This is a genomic window from Legionella steelei (assembly GCF_001468005.1).
GTDB lineage: Bacteria > Pseudomonadota > Gammaproteobacteria > Legionellales > Legionellaceae > Legionella > Legionella steelei.
The window spans coordinates 1-14,092 of record NZ_LNYY01000015.1 but is presented as its reverse complement, the minus strand read 5'-3'; the positions used below and the strand labels follow the sequence as shown (position 1 = coordinate 14,092).

Here is a 14,092-nt window from a genome sequence, read left to right as displayed (position 1 = left end):
TCCAAGAGCGCTAGGGGCTGTGTACAACTCGCTAGGCGTAATCCTTAGAATACCGACGCGCATGCTATAGAGCGATGTTCTGGTTGGGCTCAAGATTGTATGTGTTAGGTAATCTCATTGGCAAAAAAAACTAAATAATCGTAAGCTGGGCTGTTAAGCCCAGCATGTAAATCCATCTTGGGTTAATTCTAAGTTATCAGTGTGTTCAATAATTTGTAATTCACGACGGAAACAAGTTCGAAAACTATCTACATTAATCAAGGTCCAATGTTGATATCAAAATAATCGCGTTAATGGTGGGATTTTCTTCGTGTTTCATTGGCTTGAGATGTGATAAAAAACACAATGAATTCTTGATTATTTATAATTGGGGAAGGTGATTGGTGTTCCGAGGAGACAGACCACATCCTTGTGGTAGTGCATCGTCCTTGATGCGTTCAAATAATCCTTATAAGACATCCGCTGTCTTTCCTCGTACTGGTTTAATCATAGCGAATAATTTTAATGAGTTATACTCAAAATAGCGCATAATCATGTAAGAAATCTCTCAATTTGAGTTATAGCTTATAATGAGGTTGGAATATTTATATTTAGTTGATGAGTGGTAGGGCAATACAATTTTCTGCTGATAAAAGCTCAGTATTATCTAAGTCCATTAAAAGAAAAAAATTTCGTCCGTTAGCTAAATAACTAAATATATGGAGTTTATACCTTTATGTAACACGCCTTGTTGGCTGTTGCGAATTACCATTGGGTGCGTTGTCACGTTTGATCCAGCTTTCTCTCTATAATGTTCATTTTAAACAAAGTGGAGAAGGGGAGCTTGTAACAGAGGCTTCCTTCATTCAATGAAGTATATTTCCAATTATTAAAAAACGACCGTTGTCTGAGATCGGTTAAGCCTCCTTTATGAAACAGCATAGAGACTGGAATTTGATTTATTGAAAGCTCATCTCGAAATCAAAATTTTAAAATACCAGTTAGAAATAATTTAGATGAGAATTAGTTCTTAATTGATGTTATTTGCGATAGATAACGTACCTTATCTTTCACAAATATGACATGTTTGATAAAAAATCATTGGGACAATCCTTGAATTATCTGGATCCCACAAGCAACAATAACACAATGTTTGTGTTAGATAAGGTTTTCCGGATGCTGAGAGTTAATAAAGCTTTTTATAATAAAAGAGGAATAATCAAGAAAGCTTTCTTGAATCAATATTATGGTAGTACCAGGTTTGTGATGTTTTAAATCAATCGTTTTTATAACTTGTTCATTTGCTGAATTATTCAGCATTTCTATTGCACTTTCGGTTTCACTACGATAACGATCTATATCTAATCTTCCATTTGAATGCAGCAAACAATTTCTAATTTTTGAGATTTCCTCCAGCCTCTTCCAGAAATTTCCGGAGGTATCGTAACCTTGTTTAGCTAGTGCTTCTTTGAATCTCTTAATACCCGATAAATTCTTAATAGTTTTTTTGCAGCTTTCATGGTAGAGGGTTTCCTCTAGCAAAGCATATAATTGTAAGAAGGTGGACTGTATTAAAATATTTGTACTTTGATGATATAAGCTAAAATCTTCAAATTCATTAGCATTAAGCTCATTAGAATATATTTTTTTTAGATACGAGTTCGTTTCCCTGTCAACTGTATCAATTATTAAATAGTGAACTCTTAAAATAGAATCAAAATTATTGAATATTACTGATTTAAATGGGTCCATCAAGAGCTCCCCAAGATTAGCCGTATGTAATAAAATTATAGAGCTTCTTTATTCTCTCAAGTGGAGTTCGTTCCTTTCTTTTTTAAATATTTGTATAAGGTCGTTTTTGAGACACCAACTAATTCACGATATTTGGTTTATCGTCCTTGTCTTTTCATTATGGTTTGATTATTTTTTAATATGTTCTCTAGTGAGTAGAATGGTCATTTATTTTTCCTTATTTAGGATAGAATTGAAACAAAGAAAAGTTAACATTGATGTAACTGAGCTACGATATAAATAGATTAATTTTATAATAAGCTTAGAATCTAAATTGAGATAATGACAGAGTTAGGTGTTTAAGAAAGTTGATGGATTTTTTAATTAAACATAAATAGAGCAATAGAAATTAAAATAATAATCGATATAACTATGTGTTTATGATTAATGGAAAAAGACTGGTGTCTACGACTTGTATGGGAATTTTTGATTGCGGGTGTATAAGGATTTATATTCATAAATGGATGTTTTTTTAAGTAAGCTAATTCATATTCATGCCATAACGGTTGGTAGATTTTGTGTAGTGTAGTGTGATTTGATGGTTGGCCCCAAGAAGATACAAGCAATTTTATGTCAGATATCTTGAGTAACTTTAGATGTTTATAGCCAAGAGTATCATATTCAAAAGTTAATGATTTAATTTCTTTCCCTGGAATTGATTCGATAATATTGTATCCTGGACAATTACATCTTTCAGAAGAGGGAATTGAAAAAGAATCTATAGCAGCAAGCCAATACATCAATTTTAATTCATTATTGAAACCCATATTATTTTTTTTCTTTTCTCTGATTATAGTTCTTAGAGCAGTTATACCTTCCCTAAACGCAGCAGGTAATGGAAGATTATTTATGGCTGTTTGAAGTCGTTCATGGGGTTTATTTTTGTACTCTTTAATTTGGTCAGCCCAAAAAGTACCATTTTCAATATCTTGTCTTTGTTTTTCCCAAAAATCTTTTGCAAATTTTCCCGAATCGTCAAATGAGTCCGTTGCTAACCAATTAGAGTCCATGAAGAAATAATCCTATAAGTATATTTTTTAAATTTTAGACTATTTTATTTAATATCAGGAAGTATCATGGGATTTATAATTAATTGATAGGAGATTCATATTAATGTTTTAGTTCAAAATAACCACCGTTTGAATGAACCATTTATAAAAAGCTATTTATGACTTTTTTATCGCATTTCATCGTTTATTAAACTGTTTCATTTAAATATTGTTTAAGTTATTATGACTAAAACGTTTAAGTGAACTTTAATCATGTTAATTGGATATGCTCGTGTTTCTACTCGTAGCCAGAATTTGGATTTACAGATCGATGCTTTAAAAAAAGAAGGATGCGAAAAAATCTATCAGGATCAAATTAGCGGCTCCTTATTTAATCGTCCTGCATTAGATCAACTGCTATTAGATTTAAGAAAAGGTGATGTTTTAGTCATTTGGAAATTAGATAGGCTGGGGCGATCATTTAAAGACTTAATTAATTTAGTGAATTCCTTTATTGAAAAAGGTATTGGGTTAAGAAGTCTGAATGATCATATAGATACAACAACAGCACATGGTCGACTCATTTTTAATATCTTTGGTTCTCTTGCTGAGTTTGAGAGAGAATTAATTAAAGAGAGAACTATTGCGGGTTTAGATGCTGCGAGAGCTAGAGGTAAAAAAGGAGGTAGGCCTTCAGGTCTTTCAAAAGAGGCGCAGGCTAAAGCTCACTCAGCTGAACTAATATATAAAGAAGGGCAATTAAGTGTCTCTGAAATTTGTGAGCAGTTGAGTATTAGTCGGGCTACTTTTTATAAGTACTTAAAATTCCGAAAAGTTCCTATATCCGCTGAAAATTATAGAATTAAACCTAAGTATACGGTTTTCATTAGAAATGATTTACCTGAAGAAGTTTTTGAGGTTTAAATAAACAGCACCCATATCAAACTTTATTAGTGGTATGGCGCGTGCTGGTTTAACTGATCTTAGTGCATAAAAAATGATTTAATAATCGGTGGTGAGTTTCTGTGGTGGTACTATTACATCCCAATATCGGTTAAACGCTATCTTGACGCGCACCTCATTGATTCGCACTGACTAGATCAAGGCAATGAGAAACTTATAACAAAGGATCGATAGATGAGCATTTCAGGCATACGCTCCAACCGAGGGGATGGGTATCAGACGTTTGTAGCATTCGATTGGGCATTGACCGTTCTATCTGATCCGGACTTTCAGTGGATTGAGGTAGATTCGGCTACTTACACGTTGGTTGACGATGTAGTAGTCGGGAAAACTGACGGTACTAAGATTTGCTGCCAGTGCAAAAAAAACCAAACCAACTTCAAAGTATGGAAGATAGCCGATTTTGAGGATGAATTAGTTAAGGCGTCTAGTTTGCTGGCTGGTAACAAGAATGCCGAAGTTCGTTTCTATTCGCGCAGTCCTTTTGGTGCACTAGCTAAACTGCGTGAACATAGTACTACTCAACCCAATGAAATAAGCTACCGCGCGAGTTTGAGCAAAGAGGATAAAAAAATAGATGCTGATTTGGCACTTCTTTTTTCCAACCAGACTATCCATCTTTCAACTTACGATTTCCTCCGACGAACGACGTTTGAAACCAGCCCTGATCTGGATCGCATGGAGATTATTTTATTTGAACGTTTGCGTTATATGGCGTGCAATCCCCAAGTTGCATACAACGCCCTTTGGACTCGTCTTGATCAACTCGGGGCGCGAATAGACGGGAATAAGGTATTAGCTTTTGGCCAGCATCGCTTGACCAAAGACGATCTCAAGGCTGTTCTCCATCAAGCAGGAGCAATACTGGTACCGATCATGAATCTTGTAGAGGTGCGGAGATCCTTTGCCAGCACTTCAGCCATCGGGAGAATATGGCGTCGAGATATTGCGGGACAATGCATTACCACCCCAGTTTTGAATGAGCTAATCGCAGCCATTGATAGTGGAAAACGCACAATTTTGCTTCAAGGCCCGGCAGGTTCTGGAAAAACCTGTGTGATGCTGGCATTGCAAGAATCATTGGAACAACGCGCGCGCACTAGCACAGATATAGTGCCACTATTTATCCAATCGCGCGAATTCGCTGATCTGACTACGACGCAAGACCGTCAAGCCCAAGGCTTGCCGGAACAATGGGTTGAAAAAGCTGCTCGCATAGCCGAAGATGTCCGGGTAGTCGTGGTCATTGATTCTTTGGATGTTCTGTCTATCGCTCGTGACCATCATGCACTTAATTACTTCTTGGCGCAAATAGACCGCCTGCTATTGATTCCAAATATCACTGTGGTTACGGCCTGTCGAGACTTTGACCGAGATTACGACCGCCGAATTGCAATTCGAAAATGGGATTGTGAATTGAAGTGCCATCCCTTGAATTGGGATGTCCAAATTACTCCGTTGCTTAATAACCTTGGTATACATACAAAGAACATCGATGCTAACACCCATGAGTTGATTCGAAACCCGCGCGAATTAGCACTTTTTGTGGAGCTGGCTCAGCGAGATGGCAGTTTCAACATTGTGACCAGCCAAGCTTTGGCGCAGCGGTATCTTGATATTATCGTGCGAGCCAACAAAGCACTGGGTGACACGGCAATGCAAACCATTGAAGCTATTGCCAAGGAAATGCTAATGTCACGAAGTTTGGTAGTGCCTTATCAGTGCTTTACTGCTTCGCAAGATATTGTCCAGGCGCTGTGCAGCCTCAACGTGCTACAAGAAACTCAAGATGGGAAATTGACTTTTGGGCATCAAACCCTGCTGGATGTTTTGGTGATACGAGGAGCTGTGCGTAAGGGTATCTTGCTAAATGAGTTCATTGAAAGCTTGCCCCCTGTGCCCTTTGTTCGTCCAAGCATCCGCAGTTTTGTCGCACAACTTGCAGTGGGAGAACGCCGTGATTTCAGGAAACAATTGCGTATGGTATTGACTGGTAGCGCTGCCTTCCACATTCGCCGCTTGATTGCGGAATCGTTTGCCGAACAGATACCGCAGGATGATGATTGGCCCCTGATTCGTGATTTACGTGATAATCATCGCGAGGTATTTCAGGTGATTTACAGTCAAGCAGTGCTGATTGAGTGGCATCGCTTTTGGTTAAAACATCTAATACCTGCTTTGAAAAGTTCACGGGATGATGAAGGGCTGACGGCACATGCGCACAGGATATCTCTGTGGAAAAACGAAGATCCCGTGGGTGTATTAGCGCTTTGGACAGAGATGTTGTCAATGGATTGGGTAGATGGAAAAAAGATTTCTGAGCACCTAGGGTATTATTTGTCCGAAATAAATACGGAAAATATTGCACTGGCCGCGCCTTTAATTGAACGTCTAATTAGCATGCCGCGACAAGAACACGACTTACTAGGGCATGCTGTCGCTCGCTGTGTGGCGACAGGTGCTCTGAAAGACATCTGGCTATGGCGTTATATTACATGTGGAGTCAACGAAGACGCCATCGGATTTCAGTCAGATGACAGGCTGCGTTGCCAATCCCATAAGTTTGAAAACAACAATGACAGCTTTTTCCGCTATCGGATGGAACAATCTGCCACATTACTAGATTTGGCTCTGGAATGGATTGAGCACGAGAGCCAAAGTAAGTCATTGCGTTATGGCAATACACGCATAGACTACCATAGTCAATTTCTATACAAAACTTCGTACTACGATTCTCATAGTCAGTCCGATCATCGGTATACAGACAGTGAACGTATTCTGCTGGATGCGGTGGAGTCCGCCATCATTAATCACGCCAAAACACACTCCGACTGGTGGCAAAGAAATCGAGAACATTTGTGCTTTAACAACGAAGGAGCTTTACGATACTTTGCTATCCTCGCTTGCACCGCAGACCCTGTAGCCAATATAAATTTGATTGGGCGCATGTTGTGCGATAGGGGTTCACTAGAGTCCGAACTATCATTCGAATTGGGCACATTGATGCAGACGGCATTCATATATTTTGATACGCTAACACAAGATGCGGTGATGGCCTGCATTTTGGCTATATGGGAAGGGACACTTACGGATGAGGGCAGCCATTTTTGGATATTGAAGAAACGAGCAGAATTGATAATCACCATTCCATGCCATCTGCGCTCTGCTGGAGCGCAAGCGATACTTGATACCTACGAAAGAGAAGAAGGAATTTTGGTTCGTCAGCCATTCATTGGTATGAGTGGAGGCATGGTTTCCGCTCCTTTTTCTTTCAAGGTGTTTCTTGACTCTAGTGATTGTGGGGTGTTGCGTTTACTTGAGCATTATTCAGGACATGGAAGAGATGATTTACTGGTTGGCGGAGAGCGAGAAGTTGGGTGGCAACTACGTGAGGCAGCATCTCGCCAACCAGCGCGATTTTTGAGTTTATTACCTACGCGTTGGGCTGATATTCCCGAAGGCTTCCGTGATGATATTATGGGCGGGATCGCCAATTATTTATTATATCGTTTTGGTAGTTTGCAGGCCAATAGCACATGGGCGCCTCTCGATGAACCTGATGCCCCCACTTTGGCGATTCATATCCTCGATGAACTAGAAAGACATTCGAACCATTGGGAAAACAACAACACTGCATCTAAAGCTGTGCAATCTTGCGCCCACGTTATACAGGACACGCAAAATGCCTCGAGGCTAGTATTTTTGGTAATTGGTTTTTCAGGCCATAGGGAGGAAAGCTGCATCAAAGGAGATTTTTTTGATTTGCTTACTACCGGCCTCAATATGACAAGGGGAAACATCGCTCAAGCATTAATAGTCTTGGTTAACAAGCTCCAGGAAAATAGTGTTCCATTTCCTGATCTTCTGTTGCCCACACTTCGTCGTTTTGCTGGAGACGAACATCCCGCAATTCGTGCCTTAATCCTGAATCATTTACCCTATTTGCAGAGCAAAAATCCTGAGTTGGGTTGGGATTTGTTCCACTTCGCCATGAGAAATGCCGTTGGCCTTTGGCAAATCGCCGAGCCATGTCTTTATTACGCTCATTACAAACATTTTGGAAAAATTGCCCCCTTGCTGTTGCGCATTCGTAGTGAGGGTAACGATAAAGACATGGAAACATGGGCTCGCATTTCTGCCTTGGCTGCGTTAGCCAAACACATCGACTTTTCCGCTTTGTTGGAGGACTTAAAGACCCTGGATGCTACAGAGGCCTGGAAAGGGGCTGCTAGTGTTTGGACGCATCATGAAAACCTAAAAAAACATCGTGAACAATGTTTGATTGGCATCGAGACGGGTCTTAATTCCAATTGGAGTCATGCTAAGGCAATTTCACACCAGATGGTGCAATTGTTCTGTGAGAACTTGTCGGTGATTTCTATTCCAATAGAACTGATCCGTCTTTTATTTGCCATTTACGAAAGTGATACCGAGAATAAACGCCCCAGTTTTCTGGGTTTAGGGAGTTGGCTCAATGCCACTGCACATCTCGATCCGGAACGAGCCTTAACTGTAACCGAGATTTATCTAGTTTATGTTAGTCGTACCAAGTCTTACTTATACGATCACGAAAACAATCTTACCCAGTTACTGCCCCGTCTTTTTGCTGAAGCTGAGGAGCGAGAAGAATCTGACCACGGTGCAATGCTGAAACGTGTGGTATTGCTGCAAGACATGCTTCTATCATTGGGAGTAAATAGCATCAACGATTGGTTAAAGGCTGCCGAGCGTCCATAGCATTGAAAATACTAACTTTTAGTTGTCACAATTATATAATATCTACCTCATATTTTAATAGACAGTCTTAGTAAACTGAACAGAAGGCTATAAACAAATCAATTAGAATTTTGAAGTTTCGGGTGTTTTTTCTTGATCTGAAATCCTTGTACCAGAAGAAGAGAGTCTAGGATGACACAAATCATACTAATTGTTAATTTGTTCTATAATTGTCCTAAACGAATGCCGTTAGAGATATAAATGTTTTACTATGTTGATGAAAGTGGGAACACAGGTAAAGATCTGTTTAATGATTCTCAACCAAATTTATTCTACGGTCTATTAACTAGTAATACAAACTTTGATCTGCTAGCGGAAAAACATGTAAATATAATTAAACAAAAATATGGTATTACTCATTTACACGGTAAGAATCTTCCTTTATATAAAATCGAAGCTGTTACATCGGATTTAATTGACCTTCAAAAAAAATACAAATTGCGCTTTGATTTATCTAAAGTTAGCAAAAGTGATCTTGCAATCATCTCTTTTTTCGATCAGGTATTTGATCAAGGTATGAACCCTGCTTATACCTGGACGGGATATTGGACTCCATTAAGGTATGCAATGCTAGTTAAAGTTGCGAGCATATTTGATTTTGATACATTAAAAAAATCGTGGGATGCTAGAGTCTGTATAGACAAAGATAGGTCAAAAGATATTTTCACATCAGTATGTGATGTGCTTTTAAGCCGGTTAGGAGAAATACCGGACAAACGATCTCAACAGTTAATCTATGATACTTTATCTTGGGCAAAGTCTAACTTCTATGACCTCAGTTATAATTGTACGGATGAATCCCAAGTAAGAGCCAACTCTCCAAATATAATTGGCTTTCAGTTTGTCTTGCATCAAATAGGTGAATATATAAAAAAAACCCCTAAGTCACCAGTAAAAATTACGATTGACCATCAATCAGAGTTTAATAAATATCAGCAAAAATTGGCTGATTTATGTGCTATTTTGAAAGAACAAAAGGTCATAGAAACGACGCCATTGGGAACATCTGATTTTAGTAACTACCCGTCAGATAAATTGGTATTTTTATCCCATAAAAATAGTATCGGGGTTGAAGTAACGGACTTAGTTCTGTGGTTATATCAAAGGTTTCTTCAAAACAAAGAAATACCTTCAGGTACCCTATTGTTATTAAAGAGATTTTTCTTTAAAACAAAATACCATGAAATCTCAATGAAAGGGATAATTGAACGTTTTAATTCGTGGCTCAGTACACTACAGAATTTAAGTATAGAGGATATTTCCAAGGCAAAAAAATTAATTGATATAGATGAAAAAAGACGCCTCCAAGCTATAAATAATAGCAGCAAAAATAGTTAACTGATCAGTGTAAAATATCTTATTAGATTAGCCTCTTTCTTAATTTTAGAAAATTAACCACATTTATTAACTTATTCCTTGTTGAATTTTTGTTGGATCATGGAGTAGGGCAGGGTAATAAATAAACCCCCCGTTTATAATTGCAAACATATCATCTTGTGATATAATTAATTATGAAAACAATTGATCACACATTAGAAAATCTATTAGAGCTTAATGGTGAGAGAATTATCATTGATGAGTCTCTTGGACTGTGGGTGAAATTTGAGATTATTAAAACGCTAAGCCGCGAGCAGGGCGTTAAATACTCATTAACCTTGCATGATAAGTCTAATAAGAGAATCTTAGGTTTTGACAATAGTCATGAAATAGAGTTTGGGGGGAAAAGGGGGGTTAGTCCTGAAAGAACTTTTGATCACTGGCATTATGATGAGAATGATCAAGGTAGGCCGTATAATTACATTAATGCAGGACAACTTTTAGAAGACTTTTGGAAAGAGGTAGACAAGCGTCTTGAAACTCTTAAGGAGAGGAAATAATGAATAAAGCAAGAATAGGCATTATGTCCCTTGAGCAGTATAAGCAACGCACAATTGCCATTGCTAAAGGTATATATAAACCCAAAAAGGACGAACCAAAAATTTGGTTTACATCAATGAAATCATTAGCTCATGTTTTGTCTGAAGACAACCAACTTTTACTAAAGTTAATCATTGAAAATGAGCCGAAATCTGTATCTGATTTAGAGGCGTTAACGGGATATAAAAGAAAAGCGAATAATATTCTTAGGACTTTGAGGACAATGGAGCAGTATGGCTTGGTTAGGTTGGAAGAGAGTCCAAATAAAGTCCATAGAGGAAGGGCGCCTTTAAAGCCTAAAGCCTTATACGATGAATTTGATGTTGCGTTTTCTATTCAACAGGTTTGTTGATCTCTTTAGTTATCGAATTAAAGATAATGGTTCATAAGGAGTAAAATGCGCGATAAAGTAAATGTCCTTTATTACCCTGATATGCAAGTATCACAAACAACACTCAAGAAATGTATTTTGTTCTTTGATGAAATTCATTTTATGGATAGACCTGCATTTACTATTGGTAACTTCGGCTTAATTGGGGCTCCATCACCATTAAGAACAGCTGAGCAATCCTTTCGAGAAGATGCTGGCGTACCTTTATATGTTCATGGTGTTAATGGAGGAGTAATTTCCACTGATTTTCTGGAAAGAGTAGAATCAGATTTAAATGATTATTCCTTCATTGAAAGTTATAGAGAAGGTCTCTCAAAATCGAATACATTTAGGGAGCAGCAGTTTCCGGAAGGAGATTATGGTTCATTTGGACGCACCCAAAAAGAACTTATAACGCTTTTTGAGAATATTGATTTATCCATATTAGCTAATTCCAATGCTATGGAATTTTTAAAAAAAAATTATTCTCCCTTTGATAGAACAAATCCTGAAGCTGTAAATGCATTTTTATTGCAGCGAATAGCATTATGTTCTGCTCAATTAAATTTTGCATTAATGGAGGGGGCAAGGAATGGATTTATCCCATTAGCAGATGCAAATCCTTACGCTAATCTTTTAAATACCCACTATATGCGTGCCGCTAAAACCTTAGGAAAACTTAATACCACCATTAGTATTGCCGATCTTGGTTTTGCAATATTTGATGAATTAATATCCAATGAAAGTATAGAAGGCATGGATATTAAAAAGGTTGTGGCATATAGAAAAAAATCTGAAAATGCCAGAGAGGAATTTTTAGAATATCTTGCTTCTATTCAAGCAAAACAAGCCAGTCTACTTACACATGATAATTATTTAGAGGGAATTAATAAGTTAATTAAAGCAGAAATCACTCCAGCTGTAAAAAATTTTAGGAAGAGGCTTGAAACCATTGATGAGGGATTTACAAGCGCTCTATTGAAGGGCGCCATAGAAGGGGCCGCTGTATTTAGTGGGGTACATATATTCACCGATATCCCATGGATACAAATTGTTGCTTTGGCAGGAGCATCAGGTCGATACGTTTTGAAAGCAGCAGTAGATAATTATTTTGCAGAACGTGCTCTGAGGAGAGAAAGCAGTATTTCTTATCTGCTCTCATTAGATAGTCATATACAAAAAATTAAAAAATAGAAGGGATTATTATTGAATAATATAATTCACATAGGTCTGATTACTTGTCAAATCAGTCATTGACTTTCTAAGCCACGGGTGGATTTAACTCGCTAATGGTCCGGAACTTGCGCTCTGGCGCAAAACTATTTTTGAGTTACAGAGCTTAAGTCTAAATATACACAGAGGCTTTCTAAAAACCAGTTGGTTGTTATCAACATCCAGGTTCCTTAACAATTTTTATTACTGTACAATTTAAAGCAATCTAGGTAATAGAAGGCTCGAATCCTCAGGAGTCATAGGGTTCTCATATTTTTGAGATGGAGTAAAGAAAAACATTAATGATTGTTTGCGCCTTAAGTTTGGTATTAGGGCTTGTTCTTCTCCTTCTAGGGTTAAATTAGAGTCAAATGATTTTGAGCGTGTGATTTTCGCTTTAGCATTATTATCATTGGCTGCTTTTGCAAAAGCTACAATTGCATTTCCTTTTCTTGCTCTTTCAATATGTACAGCAGCCCAAGAATAAGCAAGATGCGAATTATCGCCTAGAATGCGTCCTTTTTTTATCAATTGCCCATTTCGATAGACTAAACATGCATCTCTAAGACTTCCATGAGTGCCTCTTTTATCTTTTTCCATTTCAGTGGTAACTGAAAATTTAGCATTGCCGCTCACTTTTATCATACCTGTATATCCTGTCACCGTTGACTTCTCATATTTAAATATCGCAAAGAGTGCATCGGAGGTATCATGGGCAAAATTTAGTTCATAATATTGGGTGGCGGAAAAACAGGCTAATAAATTAATATTTATATCTATGTCTAGTAAGTTATTTTTTGCTAATAATTTTGCTAATTTAAAGGGTGTTAAATCATAATCACTAGGTTCTTCTAATCCAATAAGGAAAGGCTGTCCTTCTCCGTGGAGAACAATTTCGTCTCCATCATTAAGTTGTTTTATTAGTTTCTGCATGTTCTCTTTATCATAAAGATAAAAGATTTCATTAGAATGCACACCTTTTTCTTTTCTACATAATTTAGTCAAGTTGTTTTTCAGTTCCCTCTTAGCATCAAGAAATGCAAATTTTAATTGGTTATTATTATTTTCCTGAAAAACCTTAATTAATATAGTTGACAGTTTCTTTAACTCTTATGGTAAGAGGCATTACATCTCATTTTTGATGAAACGATTTCATTTTCTTTATTCCAGTGACTGTGAGTAAACAAGGTGACACCTGTCAAAAAGATAGAAATCCTTTTTGAATCTTTTGATAAAAGGGTTTCTTCCTTAAGCTTAAATTGCTCTTCGATAAAATCTACCAGTTTGGCAAGGTACTTATTTTTTGAAATTTCTTTATTATAAAAAGGAAGTCGTTCATTAAAATAAGATTTAATATCATTGTTGGTACAACCAAAGAGCAAGGGACTGTTTGTTTCGAGCAGTTTTAGCATCACTTCAATTTCATAGATATATGCATTTGCTTCATTATTCGCGATTTTAGCTGAAACATTAAATGCATGGCCTGCTTCATGCACAAGTGCGCCAATAATATTGACAGTTTGTTGTTTTAGAAAGCTGGTTTTCAAAGCAATGGTTTGATTAACGACCCAATTTTCATGTAAATGCCCTAATAATTTATAGGTATCTTTATTTATAAAAACAGCGGGGTTTCCTTTTACACCTAAAAAATCATGTGGTGGTTCTACAAGATCAACTTGAAGTTGCGGCATAGAAGCAGTTACCCCATTATCGAGTCCATTCCAACCCATTTCGCGGCATTCATCTAAGAGTAGTCTTATATGATAGTTTGTTAGCATAATAGTCTCCTTGCATATAAATGGAAGTTGCGCGACGAATTATGAGCATATTGTTCAAATGCCACGAAATGATTATTGCGAATCAATATTCATCAGTCAATACATTTAGTGTTCATTTGGATTTTATTTGCAGTGATCTGATAAATATTATGATCAAACAGTTAATTTAAATACATATGATTTATAGGGCGGGAGATTAACTCTTTTAAATCTTAAATCGTTAGGATTAATCATTTTCTTAGTTTTATACATTCTACTCTTTGGCTTATGGGGGGTAGTCATGTGGGATATCAACATTTTTGTAATTACGCTGGTTT

General features: G+C 37.2%; 10 protein-coding genes. 6 read left to right on the top strand and 4 right to left on the bottom strand.

The window, feature by feature from the left end; translation table 11 throughout:
• Positions 1-1,137 precede the first annotated feature (1,137 nt).
• A complete protein-coding gene (locus tag Lste_RS03165; RefSeq protein ID WP_058509641.1) occupies positions 1,138-1,731 on the bottom strand; it encodes a hypothetical protein in 594 nt (197 codons plus the stop codon).
• A gap of 359 nt (positions 1,732-2,090) precedes the next feature.
• Complete coding sequence (locus tag Lste_RS03160) at positions 2,091-2,780, bottom strand: hypothetical protein (protein WP_058509640.1); 690 nt, start codon at positions 2,778-2,780, stop codon at positions 2,091-2,093.
• A gap of 252 nt (positions 2,781-3,032) precedes the next feature.
• Here Lste_RS03160 and Lste_RS03155 point away from each other — a divergent pair, with 252 nt between their 5' ends.
• The 6 genes from Lste_RS03155 to Lste_RS19530 all read left to right on the top strand — a co-directional run bounded on the left by Lste_RS03155 (position 3,033) and on the right by Lste_RS19530 (position 11,979).
• Positions 3,033-3,683 carry a recombinase family protein gene (locus Lste_RS03155; protein ID WP_058509639.1) on the top strand — a complete coding sequence of 217 codons (651 nt, stop codon included), beginning with the start codon at positions 3,033-3,035 and terminating at the stop codon, positions 3,681-3,683.
• Between the two features lie 213 nt (positions 3,684-3,896).
• On the top strand, positions 3,897-8,459 hold the full coding sequence (locus tag Lste_RS03150) for an NACHT domain-containing protein (RefSeq protein WP_058509638.1): 4,563 nt from the start codon (positions 3,897-3,899) through the stop codon (positions 8,457-8,459).
• Positions 8,460-8,699: 240 nt separating this feature from the next.
• Positions 8,700-9,836: a DUF3800 domain-containing protein gene (locus Lste_RS03145; protein ID WP_058509637.1), complete on the top strand. Its 1,137-nt coding sequence runs from the start codon at positions 8,700-8,702 to the stop codon at positions 9,834-9,836.
• A gap of 173 nt (positions 9,837-10,009) precedes the next feature.
• The gene (locus Lste_RS03140) at positions 10,010-10,375 is read left to right on the top strand and encodes a toxin-antitoxin system TumE family protein (protein WP_058509636.1); all 366 of its coding nucleotides are present in this window, start codon (positions 10,010-10,012) and stop codon (positions 10,373-10,375) included.
• The gene (locus Lste_RS03135) at positions 10,375-10,767 is read left to right on the top strand and encodes an HVO_A0114 family putative DNA-binding protein (RefSeq protein WP_058509635.1); all 393 of its coding nucleotides are present in this window, start codon (positions 10,375-10,377) and stop codon (positions 10,765-10,767) included. Before Lste_RS03140 ends, Lste_RS03135 begins: the two co-directional genes overlap by 1 nt.
• A 45-nt stretch (positions 10,768-10,812) precedes the next feature.
• Complete coding sequence (locus Lste_RS19530) at positions 10,813-11,979, top strand: hypothetical protein (RefSeq protein ID WP_237760409.1); 1,167 nt, start codon at positions 10,813-10,815, stop codon at positions 11,977-11,979.
• A gap of 234 nt (positions 11,980-12,213) precedes the next feature.
• Here the strand turns inward: Lste_RS19530 and Lste_RS03110 are convergent, their stop codons facing one another.
• Together Lste_RS03110 and Lste_RS03105 are read right to left on the bottom strand one after the other, a co-directional pair.
• Entirely contained in the window at positions 12,214-13,002 is a 789-nt protein-coding gene (locus Lste_RS03110; protein WP_157070687.1) for a hypothetical protein, read from the bottom strand.
• Positions 13,003-13,100: 98 nt separating this feature from the next.
• Entirely contained in the window at positions 13,101-13,775 is a 675-nt protein-coding gene (locus Lste_RS03105; protein WP_058509632.1) for a hypothetical protein, read from the bottom strand.
• Positions 13,776-14,092 lie beyond the last annotated feature (317 nt).